Source organism: Alteromonas sp. H02 (genome assembly GCF_059682525.1).
The window spans coordinates 3,957,863-3,980,290 of the sequence record NZ_CM185021.1; the positions used below are offsets into that span (position 1 = coordinate 3,957,863).

Genomic DNA, 22,428 nt, shown 5'->3' on the forward strand with positions numbered 1-22,428 from the left:
GTCGATAAAACCAGCTGCCGCTGATTTACAGCTATCTCGTTATGTGTACCACTTCTTTTCATGACCACTTTGCTCGGTTATGAATCAACCCTACTTGTATAAAGACGGCGCCTGCGGATCCGGACGGGTTTTAAACCGCTTGTGCATCCACAGGTAACTTTCAGGTTGCTCATTTATAATATCGGCAATGTTTTGATTAAGTAAAGTCAGGGCCGGCACATCCTCAAGTTCTTTTAACTGTGGCATGGGTGGATAAAACTTCACTTTGTAGCCTTTCTCAGCATACTGGGATGTCACAATCAGCGGCTCACTGTTTGTTCGTCTGATAAACATCATCGTAGCCGTGGTCGTTGCCGTTTCCTCTACACCGGCAAAGGGCACGAAAATACTTTGATTACGACCATAATCCTGATCCGGTAAATAAAGGCACAATTCACCTTCATCCAAGGCTGCAATCAACGCCCGGGCATTACGCTTGTGGATCATATATTTATTCGAGCGGGCCCGGCCGTGATACTGCAAATAGTCCATCAGCGGGTTATTGTGTTTTCGGTAAAAAGCGATGCTCGGATATTTTAAACCTAAAATCCGGCAGGCAAATTCAAGGTTCATGTTGTGCAGCGCCATGCCAAACACGCCTTTGTTAGCCGCCAGAATAGCTTCAACATGTTCAAAGCCTTCAACTGTTCCGTGTTTTCTGACCCGCCAATCAGGCCACCACCAGCCCATGGCCGTTTCATACACAGCCATCCCAGCTCGCCGAAGATTGTGTTTTACCAGCTTATCCTGCGCCTCCGCGGACATCTGCGGATAGCAAAGCTGGATATTACGCCGGGCAACTTTTACCCGAGACTTTGCTAATTTACCCAACAACCAGCCGGTACCACGGCCTAATCCGCGAATTGCCGGGAAAGGCAACCAGGTAACAACATAAAGCAGGATAACGCCAAGCCAGACTAACCAGTAGCGGGGTCCGAGAAACGCCAATGAAAATTTGGGCGGCTTAATTGCTACAGCCAAGATGATGGTCCTCTGTCACTTTAACGAGCGAACAGAGCAGGTGCCTCTGCCGCCAAAATTTGACGGCATTGTAGCTTAAGTCAGTCTTTTTGAATACTTACCGTGCATGCATTACGCACAATGGAGCTTGCAGCAGCTGACTTAATAAGATTTATCGATATAACGAAGCTTCTTTTCGAAGGCGTCAAAATCGTCGGATTTTTGATAATCAAAGTGGTACTGGTTGTGGAAACCAAATTGCATGGCCACTTTGGCGTCATTGATGTAAAGCGTATAACCGTCAAAGTCGGTATAAGCTACTACCCCTTCGAGCCGGTATTTCCCTTCCTGTTCTTCGCCTTCCTGACGGATTTTATCAAACACCCGCAGGACAAATTTTGAATCTATTTCGTTTTTCATAAAAAAGGCACCTCCGGGTTTTTATACCACTGAAGATGCCTTTTAGATTACAAGAGTTTAGTTCTGGTTAAAGTCCGGCAACAGACACTAATTAAAGTTATAACGCACACCCAGCGAAATAAAACTGGTATCAAAACCATCCTTTCCGCGTAAATATTCAGCTTCCAGACGGATAAACGTTTTGGTGGCCACATAGTAATCGAAGCCTAAACCAATGATTCCTGCAGCAACGCTTTCGTCATAAGCACAAATGGTTTGCGTACCAGCCGTAGCCACCGCTGCACCCACTTCACAATTGCCACTTCCACTGAGTTCTGCGCTCTGCACGCTGACGTTAGCAACGCCAAGCCGGTAAAACAACTCACCAACCGGATGTGATGCCTTTCCTAACACGCCAAGGTAAAGAGCGTCAGACTGCAAGCCGAAATCAGAACCATCGGCTTGAGCATCCACATCGGCCAATTGATAATAGCCGCCTTCCACATACCACTGCCGGTGGAACTGGTGACCTAACACAAGCTTATAGCTGAAAGCTTCATCCTGCGCCTGTCGGTATTCCAAATCAGAGTATCCGGCGCCAATTACTCCGTACATTCGTTCGATAGCGTGGGCCGACTGCGCACTAACCAGTACCAGCAATCCCCCTAAAAGTGATTTCAACTTCATAAATCTTCTCCCTGCTATCATTTAAAAGAAAAACTCAACGTTTATTTCTATGTGATCGTCGCGGCGCACAAAATAGTACGGATCGGTGGGTGAATCAGCAGAGAAAAAATAGCCATTGATGGTAAATTTCCAGTTATCCGTCATACGGCTGGACGCTTCAACAAAACCGCTGTAAGTGTTGGTATCATCGAGATCCTGCACATAACCGAACAGCACCTGGGTACCGTCAGGATCATTCCAAACCCAGCGTAAGCCCACCATTAAATCGTTTTGGGCCGGTGCAAAAAAGCTGTTATCACGTTCATCGTACTGGTACTCCATTAACCAGCCAATGTCATACACAGAATCGAAAATCCCCACCGTGGTGTATTCAAATCCACCCACTGCAGCATAAAAAGACTGCAAGTCGGTTTTCCGGTGAATAGCTTCAAGTTTGTACAACATGGCCCCATTGACCCACAGTAAATCTGCGCCCACTTGCTGCATTTGCTGATAATAGGGTCGTAGCAGTAAATCGTTAGTTTCGATGGCGCCATCAACCAACAATAACGGCTCACGGTTAGTCCCATCAAAATACGAAAGGCCGACTTCCCAGTCGCCCAGAGTCTGCTGCCAGCGAATGGCGTAATCAATATTCTGCTGCTCGTCTTCCGACTCATAAACGGCATTGTCATTGTTGATCGGCGCCAGCGGACGCAAACGTCCTTCCTCACCAGCAAAGGTACGCTCGCGGAAATAAGGCATTACAAATACGCTTATCGCGCCGCTTTCCATCAGATAAGAAGCACTGACCATAGGCTGGCCGAGTTTCTCCTCACCGTCCACCCGCTCAACAGCATCGGTTTGGTTAATTACGTCAACTAAATGCAGCGACTCGGTCTGGCCCCAGAAAACTTTACCAATACCAGCTTTAAATTCGTAGGAGTCAGCCGCGTGCAACCACATAAGCTCGCGGATGTCGGCATGAGTACGTTCATCGTCGTACTGATCGATTCGCATGAAAGGTTTGAAGGTTATCCTGTCATAACCATCATTCCAGTCGTAAAACACCTCTGGTGTAACCGTTAACGAGGTTTGTGCACGGGCTTGTTCAGGAAAAGCGGCGTCCTGCAGAAAAAAGCGCTGTTCAACGGTGAACACGCCGGAATATTCTACTTCAGCGTTAACAGAATAGCTTTGCGACAGCAGTCCGGAGGCCAGTAACAGCCCCATAGCATTGGTTAGTTTCATATTATCTGGCTCGTTTCAGACTGTCTTTGTCGAGATCGCTGTCTTTCAGACCGGTTTTAAATTCAATATCGTTAATGTACATGGCAGTACTTTTACCGGTTTGTTCATTAAACATCTCTGACGTATGCGGTCGCCAGTAAGCATCGAGATACAATTCGTAGTCATCCAGGATAAGGGTTTTGAGCAAGTCGCCTTTTTTGTCATAGAAGTCCATCTTTAACAAGCGGTAATGCTCTTTATCAATATAGGCAATTTGTTTCGAGTAACCGGAGTATTTATCCACAGGTGTTTGTTCCACAACAAAAACGTCCTGATCATCAAACTCATCATCCCCGGTGTAGTCAAATTTAAACTTCTCCAGTTCAAAAGACGTCATGTCTTCGTAAGCAAATTCACTGCTCATAAACGGGCCGGACTTATTCTGGGTGGCAATGCGTTTGACCCGCTTAACCTTGGGTAAATACATCCATTGATCATCCGGCGTCAGTGTATTTGAAAAACTTAAAAACGCGGCCCCTTTTACATCGGCTGGCGATTCAAATACGGTCAGTGACTTATCGCCCTCCTCTACTCTTTCGAGGGTATAAACCCGTAATTCACGCTCACTTTCTTTACCCCGGGCATCACGCAATACCATAGTGGTTGATGCCACGGTGTCTTCCCACCCTGAATTACGCGACTTTCTCTCAGTTGCAATGCGCAATCCCTCTGCTTCATCGGCACTTACCGCCGCAGGCCACAGTAGTGGTAAAGATAACCCGACTAGTAATGAACCAAATACAAGCTTACGTTCCAACATATTGAAATCCTTTATGCTTCTAAAGAGTTATTGGCAGATACTATACTGGTATCGAAAACAAATTACAGTAAGCCTACACGTTTAAAGCGATGGCAACCCACTACTCGTCGCTCTACACAGCATGATTACTGGTTCTGTTACCTAACTATAGTCGCCTTAACGGTAAGCACCAGCCACTAAACTGAACATAAAACCATCAATAGTAACTCCCACTAAGAGACCTTTTTTTCACCTTATATGTTTCTCCACACATCGAAATCACAAAAATAAACCATAAAATACATGAGGTTAACAATATGTTTGCAATTGAATTTTTTTTCTGTATCATTTGCAAAACCAACTGGTCAGATGAGCGGATGAGTTATGAGTATCAGAACAAGTTTGAAGAAAGTTTTACCTCCCATTTCAATTACAGAACAAGAAGCCCTGGATGCGGGTGATATTTGGTTAGAGTCTTCCATTTACCGTGGAGCCCCTGACATGGAGGCGTTGCGAGCAGTTCCTCAAGCCAAGCTGAGTGCCGATGAGCAAGCGTTCATGGACGGACCGGTGAAAGAACTGTTAGGCATGGTGGATGATTTTGAATTAGGTAATTCAAAACATATCCCACAACATATTCTTGATTTCTTGGGCGAGAATCGTTTTTTCTCGATGATCATTCCCAAGAAATTTGGGGGTCTGGAGTTTAGCCCTTATGCCAACTCGACCATCGTATCAACCATTGCAGCCAAAAGTGGCGCACTGGCAGTAACTGTTATGGTGCCTAATTCATTGGGCCCGGGCGAGCTGCTGATGCACTACGGTACTAAAGAGCAGCAGGATTACTGGCTGCCACGCCTGGCCGTAGGTAAAGACATTCCGTGCTTTGCCCTAACCAGCCCTGAAGCAGGTTCAGATGCCGGCGGCATCCCGGATGCAGCAATTGTTACCAAAGGCCAGTTTAACGGCGAAGAAGTGATTGGTCTGCGCGTAAGCTGGGATAAGCGTTATATCACGCTGGCACCTATTGCTACTGTACTGGGTCTGGCCTTTAAAGTATTCGATCCGGATCAGTTACTGGGCGACAAACTGGAACTGGGTATTACCTGTGCGCTGCTACCTAAGTCACACCCAGGCGTTGAGCTAGGCAACCGTCACGATCCCATGGGCGTCAGATTCTACAACGGTACTACCCGTGGTCAGGACGTATTCATCCCAATGGACTTTATCATTGGTGGTCAGAAGAATATCGGCCGTGGCTGGCAAATGCTGGTGAGCTGCTTAGGTGCGGGTCGCGGTATTTCACTGCCGGCAATGGGCACCGCTACAGCTCAAAGCGCGTTAAAGTCTACTGCCGAGTATGCGTTTGTTCGTGAACAATTCGGCCTGCCTATCGGGCGTTTTGAAGGTATTCAGGAAAAGCTGGCAGAAATCGCCGGTAAAACCTTCCTGTGTGAGTCAATGCGTGTGCTGACTACTGAAGGTCTCGGCGAAGGTCTTAAGCCATCAGTGGTTACCGCTATCGCCAAATATCACATGACCGAAATTGGTCGTCAGGTGATGAACGCAGCGATGGACGTGCAAGCAGGTAAAGCAATCCAGCGCGGCCCGCAAAACACGCTGGCAGCCGGATACTCAGCATTACCTATCGCCATTACGGTGGAAGGCGCGAATATCCTGACCCGTAACCTGATGATCTTTGGTCAGGGGGCAATGCGTTGTCACCCGCACTTAAAAGAGATGGTTGACCTCATCTACAGCGAAGAAAAGTCGGCTGACGCGCAGTTTAATAAAGTGCTGCGTAAAACCGTGGGCTTTAGCGTGAAAAATGCGTTCCGCAGTCTGTTCAGCAGCTACCTGCCATTTGTACGTGGCGCGCAGTCAAGTCTGCCGGAAGTGCGTGGTTACGAAAAACGCCTGAATGCGTTATCTGCCAAACTGGCACCTATGGCTGATTTGTCGCTGGCAGTACTGGGCGGCGATCTGAAGAAAGCCGAGTTACTGTCTGCCCGTTTAGGTGACATCATGAGCTACCTGTATGGTGCCATGGCAGCCATTCGTTTTTACGAGCAGCGCATTGAAGATCGTCAGCAGGCTAAGCCTTATTTCGATTATGCCATGCAGTGGTCACTGCAGCAGGCCGAACAGGCTCTGGTGAACTTTGTGCGTAACTTCCCGAACACGCCTACCCGCGGTCTGATGCGCTTGCTTACCGCAACATACAGCGGCAGTGTCAGCACTATCAGTGATGATCTGATCCGTGAGTTGTCTATGGCAGCCCTGCAGGACAACAGCGTGAAAGCGCAGTTAACGCACCTGGTACAGCCAGTTGCAGGCGACGGTAACGACATCAATGAGCAGGCCTTCAAAGCCAAACACAAGGTACTGCCGTTATTAAGCAAAGTGCAAAAAGCGCTGCGCAAAGAGCCTGTGGTGCCATTCCTCTCGTTTGAGAATGCGCTTAACAAACTCCAGGAGCGCGGTGTGGTGACGGCTGAAGAAGCCCGCGATCTACACGACTATAACGAGAAACGTAAACTGGCAGTTCGTGTCGATGAGTTTACCTTTGACCTGGAGCTGATTTCAGCTGAAGCGCCCAGTCAGGAGACCAAAGACGCTGCCTGAGTAACGTCGTCTATCTAATTCAAAGCCGGGCCCTGAGCCCGGTTTTGTTGTTTTAATCACCACAATTTGCCGTATATCTCTCAAATAAGCTTGCATTACTAGCGCTTAAACTCAACACTATAAATCAAACAGGATTTGTAATTTGCGGGGAACGCATATGAACATTCAGGGGGAGGCTGCCCTGAATAGCCCGCACACCGAGTAATATAACGCAGTATGATCAAGTCACCGCCTTCATCAGCGAGTAGCACGACTACCAGAGAAGTTGTCGAACTGCTATACGCCAATGTTTTTACCGGGCTGGTTATGACCATCCTGACTATCAGTGCCGTTACCTTCGGCTTTGCCAACCCCGAAATAACCTCATACAAGTTTTCGCTGTGGGCGGGCATGATGTTTCTGTCATTGCTGCGCACCTTCGACGGTGCCTACTGGTATCTGCGCCTGCGCAACAGCAACTTCCCGCCACGCTGGCCACTCATACGATTTGTTCTCGGCTCTTCATTATCTGCGCTGATATGGGCATTTTTCTGTGTCAGCCTGTACGAGAGCATGTCGTTAATCGAACTGTCCACCACCATGGTTATTGTTGCCGCCATGGCTGGTGGTGCAGCAACCACCCTGGCCTCCCATTTACCGCTGGTGTTACTTTACACAACCTTATTGCTACTACCGTTATCGGTACGCGCCCTGTTCGACAGTGATGAGCAATTTACCCTACTGGGCGGGCTCGGTACCCTGTTTTGGGTAGCTATGTGCAGTGCCGCAGTAAAAGCTAATGATTTCACTAAACAGGCCATAGCCATCAAGCATGAAAACGAAGAGTTAGTTACGCTAATGCGTCAGGAGCGGAATGAAGTCAGAAGGGTCAATCAGGCGCTCCTCGACTCCAACCAGAAACTCGACCATGCCAATAGCAACCTCGAATCAGAAGTAAACCGGCGCACCAAAGAGCTGCAGGATATTTCTAACCGCGATCCGCTAACTAACCTGATGAACCGCATTGGCTTTATGCAAAATTTCAATGCTATTCTGGAGCGCGCTACCCAGGGTAAGTCCTCCATGGCCGTGTTATTTATCGATCTCGACGGCTTTAAACAAATTAACGATAGTCTGGGACACCAGGCTGGCGACGTGGTGCTATCCAAAGTCGCCGCCAAGCTGAGCGAGTACTGTGAAGCCAACTGTATCGGCCGCTGGGGCGGCGATGAATTTATCATTATTTTGCCCCATGCCGATGGTGATACCGCCGTTGCCATAGCCCTGGCAATCAAAAGCAGCCTGACCACACTGAATCCTATTGCCAACAGTCCGCTCTCCCTTGACGCCACCATAGGTATTGCCTTGTACCCATTACATGGCGATTCGGCTTCGACTCTGGTGCAGTTAGCCGACCTGACTATGTACCACTACAAACGCACTTCGCCGGGTCTGGTAGGTATTTACACAGAAGCACTGTACGACAAAATGCACCACGAGCAGCAACTTCGTGAAGGCTTACGCCAGGCCATAGAGAGAAAACAACTACTGGTGGTCTATCAACCTATTATCGACGCATCATCAAATCGCTTATGGGCAATTGAGGCACTATTACGCTGGCAGTTTAATGATACCTGGGTAAGCCCTGACGAGTTTATCCCGTTGGCAGAAAAAAGCGGTACTATCCACGACATCGGCGCCTGGGTATTACACCGGGCTTGTATTGATGCCGCCCAATGGGACGATGAATCCTTCGGCGTCTCGGTTAACGTCTCTGTACTACAACTGGTCAGTGAAGATTTTGTTGCCTGCGTAGACCGGGCACTTGCCAGTTCAGGGCTCGCACCACAACGCCTGCATCTGGAAGTCACAGAGTCAATCTTTGCCGACGATATGGCAGTACTTACCGCCAATATCAGTGCACTTAAAGCACGGCGAGTAAAAGTGGCTATCGATGATTTTGGTACCGGCTTTTCCTCGCTCAATTTACTCCAGTCACTCGACTTTGATCTGCTCAAAATAGACCGGGCTTTTGTGCAGCAGATGGCAGTCAGCAGTGATGCCATCGTGAAAGCAACAGTATTAATGGCCAAAGCGCTTGGCTGTAAAACCGTTGCTGAAGGCGTAGAAACAGAAGAGCAGGCCAGCCTGCTCAGACTGCTCGGCGTCGACTGCCTGCAGGGTTATTTATTTGCCCGCCCACTAGAGAAAAAAGCCCTCCAGGAGTGGTACACTAGCTGGCAGGATAATAAGTAGAACAAATTATGGCGCAACTCTATTTTTACTACTCGGCGATGAATGCCGGGAAATCAACTTCATTGCTGCAATCGGCGTACAACTATCGCGAACGGGGTATGAACCCGCTTATTTTTACCTTTGCGCTGGATAATCGTTTCGGCAGCGGCAAAGTGGCCTCCCGCATTGGTCTGGAAGCCGACGCCCGGCTGTACAGCGAAGACGATGACCTGCTCAGCGTCATTGCTAAACTACACAGCGAACACTATGTGGATTGTGTTTTTATTGATGAGGCTCAGTTCTTAACCAAAGCCCAGGTATCGCAACTTATTGAGGTGGTGGATGAGCTGGATATTCCGGTTCTCGCCTATGGCCTGCGCACCGACTTTTTAGGCGAAACCTTCACCGGTAGTCACTACCTGCTGGCCTGGGCCGACAAGCTTTTTGAGCTCAAAACCGTGTGTCATTGCGGCCGCAAAGCCAACTTTGTGGTGCGTATCGACGAAAACGGTGTGGCAGTCACCAGTGGTGCACAGGTGGAAATCGGTGGTAATGACCGCTACGAATCCATGTGCCGTAAACATTTTAAAGCGCTGGTGTGGGACCCTGCCAAAAGAAGCGAAGAATAAGATGGCATTGACAATCGCCGCGCGAGCCTGCAAATTGAATAAATTATTCCAAATTGTTCAATTTGCAGGGAATCAATATGTCTGCCATTCGCGCTACTCAACTTCTCGCCGGCCTGGTGTTATTAACCACTACCGCCTGCTCTGCTACGCCTGACAAATCAACGTCGCCGCCTCAGAACACCACGGCGGTAATAGAACAGGCATTAACGGAGTTTTATACCCCGGGTATGGGGGTTGGTATCATTCATCAGGGTGAAGCCGTTTATCTTAACGGTGTAGGGCAGCGCAACCTGGCTAACAATTTACCGGTTACTGAAAGCACTTATTTCCGTTTAGCCTCAACGTCCAAAGCCTTTACGGCGGCAGCGCTGGCTATGGCAATCGATGAATTTTCCCTGAGCTGGCAAACCAAAGTCACCGACATCATGCCAGAGTTTCAAATGCAGGATCCCTGGGTAACCCGTGAGTTCACCTTACTGGACCTGTTAACCCACCGTTCCGGGCTCGCCAGCGGAGCCGGCGACAGCATGCTGTGGCCGGAGCCGAGCGGCTTCAGTCGTGAGGAGATTATTCATAACCTGCGCTACCTGACGCCGGTCAGTAGCTTTCGCAGCGAATATGCTTACAGCAACCTGATGTTTATTACAGCCGGTGAAATTGTTGCGCAGCTTTATGGTAAACCCTACGCCTCGGTGATAGAGGAAAAAATCTTTGCACCGTTAGAAATGCAATGCTTCGCCGGCGATTTGAATGACGCAGCCCTGCAAAATGCCGCCATGAGTTACGGTCATAATGATGAGCGCGGTTTATACGCTATCCCTCGTAATGCTATTAACGGCACTGAGCTGGTGTCAGCCGCAGCAGGAGGCATTGTGTGTAACGCAGAGGAAATGCTCAAATGGGTAGCAATGTGGTTGAATGATGGCCAGACAGCTGACGGCGAGACTCTGCTTACCCCTGGTCAGATTGCCTTTATGCAAAAAGCCCATAGGGTGCTGTCGGTTTCCAGCACGGATGAAGAGTGGGACAACACCAGCCTCAAGTCTTACGGGCTTGGCTGGCGGTTATCCAATGTGTATGGTCATAAAGTAGTATCACATACGGGTACTTTGTCAGGCTATCAGGCCTACGTAGCCCTGGTGCCTGATTCGGAGCTGGGCGTCGTACTGCTTAACAACGGCTCAAACTATGGTGCCCGCAGTGCCGTAATGCAGCATATTCTCAAGGCCTACATTGCGCCACAGGAAAAAACCGACTGGGTCCAAACTTTAAAAGACTATCAGGCTGAGCGCGAAGCCATTTATCTGGATAACTATTCTGTGCCTGAAGGAACAGGAGAAGTGATTCTGGATCCGCTTGCCTATGCCGGGCAATTCTCTGACCAGTGGTTTGGGCAACTAACCATTACCATGATAAACAACCAGTTGCGGATCCAATCTGAAAAAATGACTACCTTAACCGGCAGCCTGGAAGCGTTTGCTGATCACACGTTTGTGATCCGCTGGGATAACCAGAATGCCGCCAGTGATGCGTTTATTCACTTCGATGTGAACACCAGGCGGGAAGTGACCGGTTTCAGCTTGTACCCTTTCACAGACAAGGAAAAAGCGTCTCACGAATACACAGACATGTACTTCAACAAAAATGATTCAGAAAAACTATCAGATTAATCACTATTAATAGATATATTAGACTTAACTTTACTCATATAGTGTCTGTAACCAATCAGGAGACAGACACATGAGTAAACTTATCAATCAAATTAAACAACGTATCGCGGCTGAAAAACGTGAGGCTGAAACAAACTGTAACTATGCCAATAATTATTATGGCGATCAGCTTTGCAAAGGCTCAGTCAACAAGCGTTAGTAGTAAAACCGTGACCTGACATTGGATGCAGCGCCCTTCCCGGGCGCTCTTTTATTGCGGAAATGTTAATTTAACCACCTTAGGTTTTCGGGTCTTTTTATCCCGCCCTACCAGATAAAAATTACCCGCGGTATCCTTGGCCTCTGTGCCGAAAAACAAAAAATCTTTCAGTTCCGGCATCGCATAATTCACCGTTGCCCCGGATATTTTCTCGTAAATTAACCACTCAGGATCCGTGCCAGAGCGACGACTGACCCCCATTACAAATTGTTCACCATCAACCGTAAACAAACTGGGAATATTTGCCTCACCGGCCGGATTAAACAAACCGTGATTTATCAGCTTTTCAGCACCTGATTCATTAGCCTGTACCTGCAGCAGGTAACCCTGTCCCAGTGTGAAATATACATCGCCGTTGCGCATATTGGTGTAACCAATAATGCCCCGGTAACGGGTCATATCCTGGTTTTGATAGTCGGGTAACGGATATTGAGTCACCGGATTGAGGTTTTGATCAAATTCAACAAGCATCGCCGATGGTTCTTCGTTAATGCCACTTTGCGATACTTTGGGTACGTAAACATGGCCTTTACCATCAACCAAAAACTGGCGTGACACATGACCAGGTACAGAACCCACTTCGATTTTATTGACCTTTGCTGATTGCGTGTCGTACTGATACAGCACATGCCCCCAGTAACCCAGCGCATAAATATAGCGGCCATCGGTGTTAACCGCAATTAACGCTTCCGGGGTAGCAAAGAGATGCTCCCATTGTCCGGATTGGTTATTTACCCGCCACAGATGACCACCATAATCAGGTAATCGCACATCGGTTTCACCTGCTTCATCAAAACTGGAAAAGTAAAGATAGCCATCATTGGCAGCGACAATCTGACTGTGAATTTTGCCCTGACTCTGGCTCGCAGAACCTATTCCCTCGCGCCTGAGCTCACTGACCACATCCCCCATCACTGCTGGCTGACCAGCGGCATTGACCTTTAGCAGATGGGCACTTCTGGGATCACCGTAAGACTCCGCCAGACCCACATAAATATTACCCGCAGGATCGTTACCCACCGAACCCCAGGACACATCGGTACGGCCTACGTCCGGCAACAATACAGGCTCGACTTGTGGTTTCTTAAAATGACGCTCTGACACAGGCTCGTAATGCCGCTTAACGGGCTTAACAAGTTCAGCATTAAAGGGGGGTTGTGGCTTTTCACCCACCGAGGTATCTAAGCCCGGTCCACTACTTAGCCAACCAAATACAACAATCGCGATAACGATAACGATAACGATAACGAAAAATAACCCACCAAATAATTTCACTGTTCAAACTCCCTGGCCGTTGATGCCTGACTGGTTGTCGCCTGCAACAAATTATTAAGCTACCAAACCCCGTTCGGATTGCCCAGTTAATTCAACGCTTTCAATGCTGGTTTGTGGCTATTTTGCAGCGCCTTGCAACACGGTCACTTCAGTTTACAGGGGCCAGAAAAAATTCGGCGCGTAAATTTATACTTTTGTGACTTTTGTTCTACATTTACTAAGTACCATTAGTTAGGCATCAGTGTTATTTATGCATATTCATAAATGTAAAAAATATTCGCTATTTACTTATTTTTAATAATCATACTTAATCGAAAAAATCTAACCGGATAAACCACCTACACGAAATACCACTAAGCCTCAGTAAATAAAGTTAAATTAATTTACTTAATTGATTAAGAAAATTGCTTGACGTCTGACGACACATTAACTATTGTTAACATCGATATAACAAGTTCGCACCGTTCAAACTTTAGTTAGGGCACTAAACATGAAGACTAAACACATTTTTAAACCAGCGTTGTTGTCACTGGCTGTGACCTCAGCAATGTATTCAGGCCACGCGTTATCACAAGAAAATAACGGCGCCAGTGAGCCTGATGTAGAAGTAATTGCAGTAAAAGGTATTCGCGGCTCACTGATGCGTGCTCAGGCCATCAAGATGGACAACACGTCGATTGTTGAAGCCATTTCTGCTGAAGACATCGGTAAACTGCCGGATTCATCTATCGCAGAATCGCTGGCACGTCTGCCAGGCCTTGCCGGTGAGCGCGTTGGCGGCCGGACTTCGGGTATCTCTGTTCGTGGTTTTAAAGAAGATTTCACCGGTACATCCTTAAATGGCCGTGAACTAATCGGTATTGGTGACAACCGCGGCGTTGAATACGACCTGTACCCTTCTGAAATCATGACCGGTGCAACCATTTACAAAACCACTGAAGCCGACCTGATGGTTCAGGGTATTGGTGGTACCGTTGACCTGCAAACTGTGCGTCCGCTTGCTGCTCAGGAAACCCTGACATTAACCGGCGTATACGAAATGGGCGGCAACGATTCCGATAACCCGGAATTCGACAACACCGGTAAGCGTCTGGCGTTATCATTTGTTGAGAAATTTGCTGACGATACCGTGGGTATCGCTGTAGCACTTGCCACTACCGAATCACCACGTAACGAACGTAAATACGGTGTTTGGGGATACAGCGCCAATGACGCTGGCCAAATTACTCCGTCTGGTCTGGATACACAGGCCATCAGCCGTGAGCTGGACCGTGACACTATTTCAGCTGTACTGCAATGGCGTCCTACCGATAATCTCGACATCGTCGTAGATGCCCTGAGTATCGATTACTCAGATTCAGGCGTTATTCGTGGTTTCATCGAACCTTTCAATGCTGCAGAAGGATCACTGTCAGGCTCAGGTATTAATGTTTCTGGTACTCAGGCTAGCGTAAACCCGGTTCTGCGTACTGACCCGGCACAAAAAGACGGCGAACTACAAACCCTTGGCCTGAATGTTAAATACAACATTGACGATAACTGGTCGATAATGGTTGACGCGGCAAACAGCCAGTCAGAAAAGCGCGACCTGCGCGGTGAATCATACGCCGGTTTAGCCCGTAACGGTGCCATCGATACCTTCGGCACCCGCCAGTTCCAAATGAGCGCTGACGGGGTATTCTTCACTGGCAGCACGGGCCTTGAAGCCTTCTCTGATCCTGCTCTGTTACAACTTACCGGCCCCCAACAATGGGGTGGCGGTATGGCGAACATTGCCGATCAGTTTGCCACTGACGTAAACACAGTATTTACCGACAAGGATGGCAACCCCATTCCATTCAGTTATTTAAATGCTCAGGATGGTTTCTTAAACTACGCAGACTTTGAAGAAGAACTGACTACCGTACGTGTTGAAGCAGAAGGCTATGTAGAGTGGGGCATTGTTAACAAAATCAAGTATGGAGTTAACTACAGCGATCGCTACAAGATGAAAGACAATAAAGGTTTCTTTGCGACCGCTTCATCCTATCCTTATTCAGAAGCCATTCCTTCAGAGTATCTGTATAACGGACTGGCCGATCTGAGCTGGGCTGGTCTTGGTCAGGTAGTCGCTTATGACGGTTTCGCTCCCTACAACGACGGCGAATATACGCTGAATGATGCAGGTTTACTTGAACCGGATCGTTTAGGTGATACCTACACTGTCGATGAAGAAGTCGTTACGATTTACGCCAAGTTTGATTTTGAAACCGAAATCAATGGCTTCCCGGTTATCGGTAACTTTGGTGCGCAGTATGTGGATACGACGCAGTCTTCTACAGGTTACTTAGGCATTGTCGGCTCAAACTTCGCCGTCTGTGATGACAATGATGACGGCCAGGTGGATGCAGACTGCATCTTAAGTGAAGGCGATGAGTACAGCCATTTCCTGCCAAGCCTGAACGTAAGCATTGAAGTTGACGACAACCAGTTCATTCGTGTCGCGGCCAACAAAACCATCAGCCGTGCCCGTATCGATCAGATGAAGGCATCAGGTTTTGTTAAGTTCGACCAGAACGTTGACTTAATTACCATTCCAAACAGCCAGGCAGATGTAGATGAATACGGTTCACCATGGAGCAAATTCCGAGGCAACCCAACGTTACGTCCACTGGAAGCTAATAACTTCGACTTGTCTTTCGAGAAGTACTTCGACGACGAAGGTTACGTAGCATTAACATTCTTCTACAAAGACCTGGTTAACTGGACAGACGACGCCCGTGAGATAATCGACTTTACCAACGATTCAACCAACAATGGCGCCAACTACTTTATCCCTGGCTTCCATGATCGTATTATCCAGACCACTGGTCTGTATGGTCCGGATAACGTGGCTTACGATGCGGGTGATTTAGCGACGCCGCCGGACTTTGGTTACTTTGAGTACTTCCAGGATGGTCTGGAAGGTGAAGTAAAAGGTACCGAGCTGACCGCCAATATTCCACTGGGTAACTTTATTGGTGCACTGGAAGGCTTTGGTTTTGCCGGCTCTGCAACCATTATCGATGCAGAACTGGAAAATGGAAACCCAATTCCAGGTCAGTCTGACCAGGTTCTGTCACTGACTGCTTACTACGAAATGGATGGTTTAGAAATTCGGGTAGCCGCGACTGACCGCTCTGAATTTGCTACTTACCAGCGTGGTGGTTCTAACAAGATTGAAACAGCAACCCGTGACAAGATCACTCAGGTTGATGCGCAAATCAGTTACGACTTCGAAGGCAGTGGTATTGAGTACCTGGAAGGCCTGCGTATTTCACTGCAGGGCACTAACCTGACAGATGAAAAAGAAGAAACCATCGACGACAACGGCATCGTGACCCTGCGTCGTGAGTTTGGTCCTTCTTACATGCTGAACTTCAACTACTCGTTCTACTAAGCTTTAGCTTTTCAAAAGCCCCGCATTTTGTGGGGCTTTTTTGTTACAGCCGGTTTGCTTTTCCCTTTAAATTCACTAGAGTCAAAAGCAAACCGATGAAAACATGCCTGAGGATGATTGATGCCTGATGCAATTAAAAAAGTAGTCATTGCCGGTGGCGGCACCGCCGGCTGGATGACCGCAGCGCTGCTCAACAAAGTACTGGGTAACAGCGTTACAATCGAACTTGTCGAGTCAGAGCAAATTGGTATTGTGGGCGTTGGCGAAGCGACGATCCCGCCGATTCAAACCTTTAATCGTTTTTTAGGGATCGACGAAAAGGCCTTTCTGAGGGAAACCCAGGGCACCATTAAACTGGCCATTAAGTTTGAAAACTGGCGTAAACCTGGCGAAAGCTATTACCACACTTTTGGTGCACCCGGCACTACCATGGGCTTTTGTAGTTTCCATCACTACTGGCTGAAAGCTAAAGAGGCCGGATTAGATAAATCATTCTGGGATTTCGACCTGAATTATCTTGCCTGCCAGCAGGGTAAGTTTAATAAAATTAATACTCAGAATCCGCTTTATGATATGCCTTACGCCTATCACTTCGACTCAGCACTGTACGGGCAGTTTCTGCGCCGCTTTGCAGAGCAAGGCGGCGTAAAGCGCACAGAGGGTATCATTGAGCATGTTCAGCAACATCCCCAAAGCGGTTTTATCACCGGCTTGCAGCTAACTGATGGACGGCAAATCGAAGGTGATTTGTTTATCGACTGCACCGGCTTAAACGGCTTATTGATTCGTAAAACCCTGGGCGTCAATTATGAAGACTGGAGTCATTGGTTACCCGCCGACTCGGCGCAGGCCGTGCCCAGTGAGCGCTTTGACAAAACCCTGCCCTACACACGCAGTATAGCTCACAGCTGTGGCTGGCAATGGCGAATTCCACTAACGCACCGCAACGGCAATGGCATTGTTTACAGCTCACAATTTACCACAGATGAACAGGCCAACGAGACCCTGCTCGGTAACCTCGACACTCAAGCGCTGGGCGAACCTCGTACTATCCGCTTTAATACCGGCCGCACCGACCAGCAATGGTGCAAAAATGTTGTGGCTATAGGCTTATCCAGCGGTTTCCTTGAGCCGCTGGAATCCACCAGTATTCACCTGATCCAGTCAGGCATTATCCGGCTGATGAAAATGTTTCCTAATCAGGGTATCTCACCCACCATGGTTGATATGTATAACGCCGAGTCAAAGGATGAGTTTGAAACCATCCGTGACTTCATTATTTTGCATTATCACGTCAATGAGCGTGATGACAGCGAGTTCTGGCGAGCCATGCGCGAAATGACTATTCCGGAGCGGCTGGCGCAAAAGATTGAGGCATTCAAGGAAACCGCCGCGATTTTCAACGAACAGAACGACATCTTCCGTGATGCCTCCTGGGTTCAGGTGATGATGGGACAAGGTCTGTCGCCCCGGGATTATCACGCCGCCGTCAACGCCATGGATAATCAAACCCTGCTCAGCGCGATGCAGCAAATTCAACAGGCCAAAATGCAGCCGGTTGCCAAGCTGCTGGGCCATGACGAATTTATTGAGCGGTATACCAGCGCATGAGTACCAAGCCGTTACATGTTGTTATTGCCGGCGGTGGCACGGCGGGCTGGATGACCGCCAACCTGCTGGCTAAGCGCTGGTTAAATCAGCCGGTAACCATCACTCTGGTAGAATCGCCGGATATTGGCATTATTGGCGTTGGTGAAGGTTCTACGCCCACCTTAAAACGCTTCTTCAGTGATATGGGTATTGCCGAGCAGGACTGGATGCCCGCGTGCAATGCCACCTATAAAGTCAGTATTCGTTTTGAAGGCTGGAGTCCGGGCGCGAATATCCCGGCTTACTCACACCCGTTTATCAGCCAGCTCGACACTTTTAGCGAACGTGCCTTTTACGTGAACTGCTTTCACCGGCGTATGGGACAGGATGTAATCACCCGCCCTGATGACTTTTTATTTAACGGCTGGCTGGCCAGACACCAGCGCAGCCCGCTAACACCGTCGAACTTTCCTTTTCGCATTGAGTACGGCTACCATTTCGACTCAGGCCTGGTTGGCGAGTTTCTAAAACGCCATGCCCAGGGGCTGGGCGTGGTGCATAAAGCGCTCAACATTACCGACGTAGAATGTCATCCCAACGGCGAGATTGCCGCGCTACACAGTAAAGAAGGCGAGCGTATTGAAGGCGACTTTTTTATCGATTGCACCGGTTTCCAATCATTACTACTGCAAAAAACCTTAGGGGTTAACTTTAAGTCGTTTAAAGACAACCTGTTTAACGACTCAGCAGTGGTCTGCCCTACCCCGGCACAAACTACACTCCCCGTTGAAACCCGTGCTACGGCGTTATCTGCCGGCTGGGCGTGGCAGATCCCGCTGACTAACCGCACGGGTAATGGCTATGTCTACAGCAGCGACTTTATCAGTGACGAACAGGCCGCCAGTGAATTGTGTCGCCACTTAGGCGTAGATGAGGAGTCTGCAGCCTTACGTAAACTCACCATGAACGTTGGGCAGGTAGAGCGACACTGGGCTAAAAACTGCCTGGCAGTTGGCTTATCACAGGGGTTTATTGAGCCACTTGAAGCCACAGCGCTGCATCTGGTACAAACCAGTGTTGAGATTTTTCTCGATCACGTTGATGAGGGCGGTTTTTCTGACACGCAGCGTAACGCCTACAACCAGCTTATCACTGAACGATTCGAGCGGGTACGGGATTATATCGTGGCGCACTACCGCCTGAATACCCGTTCTGACAGCGAATACTGGCTGGCCAATCAACATAACGAGAACCTGTCTGACTCGTTACTGCATTTGTTCAATGTCTGGTATCGCCGGGGCGACCTGGGCCAGGAAATTCAGCGCCAGCAGCTCGACTCCCACTTTGGCAATACTTCCTGGCACTGCTTACTGGCGGGTTACGGCGCATTCCCGCCGCTGGAAAAAGGGACTACTGCCACAGATTTATATAAACAAAACCAGCTGGCAGCGTTTTTCGAAGGCTGTTTACTTAACTTTATCCCACAATAAAGCCGATGCTTTAGGGGCATCGGCTCGCTCAAAATTAATATCGAATCGAAAGCGCTTGTTAACTCGCAAACGATTATTTATTTTTCCTGCGATAGTGAACCAGTCCAAGCGCCATAGCTAAAAGACTCAGCGTAGCTGGAGCATTTGCATTGGTTACGGTGGGTGGCTCGATTTGCACAGCAGCTGCAGTCCAGATGTTTTCCCATAACATTTGGTTTCGATTATCTGCCCATCCTATACTGCTCCAAAAATCAATATCTGTTGCCACAAATACATCGCTTGAACGACCTGCCCCCGCATCAAAAACCCCCATAATAGCCCGGTCCATGTCATCATAAGCCAGCACTTCAAAATCCTGAGGGATAACATTTATCGAACTGTGCGCAGAGCCGGTAAATCCTGTCACCAGGTTGGGCTGTGTTATCCAGTCGGATGTACCAACGGTATAGTGTCCACTGTCATTGCTATAGGTGCCGGCTGAATTTCCAATTCCCCAGTTGGCTAAGATTTGACTCGATGCCGTATGCCACGCACTTCCATCGTAATCCTGCTGGATAAACAAAAACCCACCGTCCACATCAACGAAATTCTGCATCGCCGATATTTCAGCTGTGGAAACCGAACTTATCAATCCGGTATAAAAAGCATCAACCGAGCTAAGAAAAGTCGCATCCGCATTATCAGTAGAGACTAAAGTATGCCCGTTATCGGTTAACCATTGTGCAGCACCAGAAATATACCCGGTATCCATACCATATAACTCGCGAGAGCTGTCAAAATGACCAATCACCAGAGCTGATGATTGCATTGACGTCAGGGCGGCAACTGCTCCTAACATCACACTTTTTATTAGTTTGTTGTTCATAATTAATCCTTCATGAATAAAGTTAAACCCATACAGCAATGTCCTGACCGCTTAAGGCATAAGTGGGAAAAATTACAAGCATTTAACAGAACATTTATTACAAACCTCTAATTTTTAATGATTAATTTCTAATCAGTAACAATTAATTAACAATTATGTAAAAATTCCTGACGGTATTAGCGTGTTCATGAATTACTATTATATGAAATGCTGATTGTCATTTCTGAACAGCTTTTTATTGTGACTTGTCGTGTACTGATCACTGTTTGGAAAAGCAATGCACGTATAGCCAACAGCACCGGACTGTTAACCCTGCTGGCACATGCGCACTGTATTTAGCAGACTGAATTAAACCAGTTAGCCCGGTTGGTGCCGGGAGTTAACTCAGATGGTTTCACCTACTTTTATTTCGTAAGGTAGCGACATGGAGGTATTGTCGCCAGACAACAATAGCTTGGCAGCTTCCATTCCTTTCTCCACACTCGACTGACATACTGTTGCCATGTAGGGGCGGGTCCGGGCGGCTTCTTCAATACCGTCGAAGCCAGTGATCCGTAGTTCACCAGGGATATCAATTCCCATGGTGAGCGCGCACTGCAACAACTCAAGAGCAATAATGTCACTCATACACAGAATTACATCGGGTCGCGGCGAACTTTGTAACACTTCTCTGGCGGCCTGAACTGCATACATACCGGCGTTTTCCGGCAAGTTCCAGATCCAGTCGGTTGCTACTTCAATACCCATTTCTTTTAATGCGCGGCAATACCCGTCCAGACGACGATGGGTAATGGATGATTCAGCGTCAAGCAACGGGCTGTCATAAATGCGACAGGTGCTGGGCGAATCAATCAGGCGCAGGCCGAGAATCGCCGCACGATCGCCAGGTCTGAGAGCCGCTTTAGCAATTTCGTAGCTGGCTTTTTCGTTATCGATGTTAATTGCCGGACGACCTTCGAGGTTAAAGTCTACCGTGACGACCGGTTTACTTTGCTGATTTAACTGAGTGGATAAAGAGCCATTACGCGGCGCGCCGTAACAAATAAATCCATCAACAAAATCCACTACATCGGTAATCGAATCGGAATCACCGGCATATAAAAGCAGGTGTTTCTGATTTTCACGCAGTACTCGCGATACGCCCTGGATAAAGGTATTAGCAACCGGGTCGGTTACCATGTAGTCGAGGCTGTCGGCCAATACCAGGGCAACAATGTTTGACTGGCCCTTACGTAGGATCTGAGCGGCGCGATTTGGGCCGGTATAGCCAATCTCTTTACAGGCCTCAAGGATCTCGGTGCGCTTATTTGCTGATAACTGATCCGGGCGATTAAACGCATTTGAAATAGTCGCTGTAGAAACACCGAGCTGCTTAGCAACATCTTTTAAAGTAAGCTTTTTCATAACATTATCAACTATTCCCAACCGAGCACATTACTGCAATCTTGTTAATGTATCTTAAGACGCACTTAATTTCATTAAGTTTAAAAAAATGTTAAAAATAATTTTAGCATAAAACAAAAGGTTAAGCGTTCTAAATCGTTTAACCTTTCAATTAAGGAAGTGTCAGTGTGGCTCTGGCAGAAGATAAACCTAGCGGGTACCGAATATTTTGTCGCCGGCATCGCCCAGACCGGGCAGAATATAGCCTTTTTCATTGAGCCGGTCGTCTATGGATGCGGTGTAAATATCAACGTCGGGGTGTGCCGCTTCTACCGCCGCAATACCTTCTGGTGCTGCGACCAGAAACAGCCCCATTATTTTTTTACAGCCTTTTTGTTTCAACAGGTCGATAGTGGCAATCAGCGTACCACCGGTGGCCAGCATGGGATCAACGATTAGCGCGGTGCGCTTATCGATGTTTTTTACCACTTTGTCAAAATAGGCTACCGGTTGCAGGGTTTCCTCGTCACGGTATAACCCGACCACGCTGATTTTGGCGTTGGGGATGAGGTTCAGCACGCCGTCGAGCATACCCAGACCGGCCCGGAGTATAGGCACTACGGTAATTTTTTTGCCTTTGATGCTTTTAACTTTTAGACTTTCGCCGGTCCAGCCTTTAATGTCTACCAGCTCAACCGGCAGATGACGTGTGGCTTCGTAGGTTAACAGATTGCCTACCTCGCCTGCCAGCTCCCGAAAATCCTTGCTACTGATGGAAGCTTCTCGCATCAGACCAATTTTATGTTGAATGAGTGGGTGGGTGATTTCATGAATAGCCATAATAGAACATGCCTGTGTGAAAACAATAGTTATGACTATGGTACGACAAAACACTCACAGTTTGTGAGTGTTTTGGG

Annotated in this window: 17 protein-coding genes; 8 read left to right on the forward strand and 9 right to left on the reverse strand. The window is 48.1% G+C overall.

The genetic code is table 11. The features are described 5' to 3' along the window. Positions 1 to 90: 90 nt before the first annotated feature. The 5 genes from lpxL to AC566Q_RS18415 all read right to left on the reverse strand — a co-directional run bounded on the left by lpxL (position 91) and on the right by AC566Q_RS18415 (position 4,114). On the reverse strand, positions 91 to 1,020 hold the full coding sequence (gene lpxL / locus AC566Q_RS18395; protein ID WP_499609209.1) for an LpxL/LpxP family Kdo(2)-lipid IV(A) lauroyl/palmitoleoyl acyltransferase: 930 nt from the start codon (positions 1,018 to 1,020) through the stop codon (positions 91 to 93). A gap of 141 nt (positions 1,021 to 1,161) precedes the next feature. Continuing rightward, a complete protein-coding gene (locus AC566Q_RS18400; protein WP_105936016.1) occupies positions 1,162 to 1,419 on the reverse strand; it encodes a DUF3081 family protein in 258 nt (85 codons plus the stop codon). An 87-nt stretch (positions 1,420 to 1,506) separates the two neighbouring features. After that, entirely contained in the window at positions 1,507 to 2,085 is a 579-nt protein-coding gene (locus AC566Q_RS18405) for an outer membrane beta-barrel protein (RefSeq protein WP_170308538.1), read from the reverse strand. A gap of 21 nt (positions 2,086 to 2,106) precedes the next feature. Next, positions 2,107 to 3,315: a TonB-dependent receptor gene (locus AC566Q_RS18410; RefSeq protein WP_240622020.1), complete on the reverse strand. Its 1,209-nt coding sequence runs from the start codon at positions 3,313 to 3,315 to the stop codon at positions 2,107 to 2,109. Position 3,316: 1 nt separating this feature from the next. Next, on the reverse strand, positions 3,317 to 4,114 hold the full coding sequence (locus AC566Q_RS18415; RefSeq protein ID WP_105936014.1) for an outer membrane lipoprotein-sorting protein: 798 nt from the start codon (positions 4,112 to 4,114) through the stop codon (positions 3,317 to 3,319). Between the two features lie 363 nt (positions 4,115 to 4,477). On the opposite strand from AC566Q_RS18415, the gene AC566Q_RS18420 reads away from it, so the two are divergent. The 5 genes from AC566Q_RS18420 to AC566Q_RS18440 all read left to right on the forward strand — a co-directional run bounded on the left by AC566Q_RS18420 (position 4,478) and on the right by AC566Q_RS18440 (position 11,430). Then, positions 4,478 to 6,718: an acyl-CoA dehydrogenase gene (locus tag AC566Q_RS18420; protein ID WP_499609217.1), complete on the forward strand. Its 2,241-nt coding sequence runs from the start codon at positions 4,478 to 4,480 to the stop codon at positions 6,716 to 6,718. 216 nt (positions 6,719 to 6,934) lie between these two features. Further along, the gene (locus AC566Q_RS18425) at positions 6,935 to 8,953 is read left to right on the forward strand and encodes a putative bifunctional diguanylate cyclase/phosphodiesterase (RefSeq protein WP_105936012.1); all 2,019 of its coding nucleotides are present in this window, start codon (positions 6,935 to 6,937) and stop codon (positions 8,951 to 8,953) included. 8 nt (positions 8,954 to 8,961) lie between these two features. Continuing rightward, positions 8,962 to 9,561: a thymidine kinase gene (locus AC566Q_RS18430; RefSeq protein WP_499609221.1), complete on the forward strand. Its 600-nt coding sequence runs from the start codon at positions 8,962 to 8,964 to the stop codon at positions 9,559 to 9,561. Positions 9,562 to 9,638: 77 nt separating this feature from the next. After that, positions 9,639 to 11,231 (forward strand): serine hydrolase, encoded by a 1,593-nt coding sequence (locus AC566Q_RS18435; RefSeq protein ID WP_499609224.1) that lies wholly within the window; start codon positions 9,639 to 9,641, stop codon positions 11,229 to 11,231. Between the two features lie 70 nt (positions 11,232 to 11,301). Then, on the forward strand, positions 11,302 to 11,430 hold the full coding sequence (locus tag AC566Q_RS18440) for a hypothetical protein (protein WP_276309525.1): 129 nt from the start codon (positions 11,302 to 11,304) through the stop codon (positions 11,428 to 11,430). A 51-nt stretch (positions 11,431 to 11,481) separates the two neighbouring features. On the opposite strand, the gene AC566Q_RS18445 is transcribed toward AC566Q_RS18440, so the two are convergent. After that, positions 11,482 to 12,765 (reverse strand): NHL repeat-containing protein, encoded by a 1,284-nt coding sequence (locus tag AC566Q_RS18445; protein ID WP_499609227.1) that lies wholly within the window; start codon positions 12,763 to 12,765, stop codon positions 11,482 to 11,484. 490 nt (positions 12,766 to 13,255) lie between these two features. Between AC566Q_RS18445 and AC566Q_RS18450 the strand changes: the two genes are divergently transcribed. The 3 genes from AC566Q_RS18450 to AC566Q_RS18460 all read left to right on the forward strand — a co-directional run bounded on the left by AC566Q_RS18450 (position 13,256) and on the right by AC566Q_RS18460 (position 19,263). Continuing rightward, positions 13,256 to 16,183 carry a TonB-dependent receptor gene (locus AC566Q_RS18450; RefSeq protein WP_499609230.1) on the forward strand — a complete coding sequence of 976 codons (2,928 nt, stop codon included), beginning with the start codon at positions 13,256 to 13,258 and terminating at the stop codon, positions 16,181 to 16,183. 120 nt (positions 16,184 to 16,303) lie between these two features. After that, complete coding sequence (locus AC566Q_RS18455) at positions 16,304 to 17,794, forward strand: tryptophan halogenase family protein (protein WP_499609236.1); 1,491 nt, start codon at positions 16,304 to 16,306, stop codon at positions 17,792 to 17,794. Beyond that, positions 17,791 to 19,263: a tryptophan halogenase family protein gene (locus AC566Q_RS18460; RefSeq protein WP_499609239.1), complete on the forward strand. Its 1,473-nt coding sequence runs from the start codon at positions 17,791 to 17,793 to the stop codon at positions 19,261 to 19,263. The genes AC566Q_RS18455 and AC566Q_RS18460 overlap by 4 nt, the downstream gene beginning before the upstream one ends. Positions 19,264 to 19,336: 73 nt before the next feature. Here AC566Q_RS18460 and AC566Q_RS18465 read toward each other — a convergent pair whose 3' ends face one another. The 3 genes from AC566Q_RS18465 to upp all read right to left on the reverse strand — a co-directional run bounded on the left by AC566Q_RS18465 (position 19,337) and on the right by upp (position 22,351). Next, positions 19,337 to 20,128 (reverse strand): hypothetical protein, encoded by a 792-nt coding sequence (locus tag AC566Q_RS18465; protein ID WP_499609242.1) that lies wholly within the window; start codon positions 20,126 to 20,128, stop codon positions 19,337 to 19,339. 384 nt (positions 20,129 to 20,512) lie between these two features. Further along, positions 20,513 to 21,532, reverse strand: a complete 1,020-nt coding sequence (locus AC566Q_RS18470) for a LacI family DNA-binding transcriptional regulator (RefSeq protein WP_296050871.1) — start codon at positions 21,530 to 21,532, stop codon at positions 20,513 to 20,515. Positions 21,533 to 21,721: 189 nt separating this feature from the next. Beyond that, on the reverse strand, positions 21,722 to 22,351 hold the full coding sequence (gene upp, locus AC566Q_RS18475) for a uracil phosphoribosyltransferase (RefSeq protein ID WP_279318398.1): 630 nt from the start codon (positions 22,349 to 22,351) through the stop codon (positions 21,722 to 21,724). Between the last annotated feature and the right edge of the window lie 77 nt (positions 22,352 to 22,428).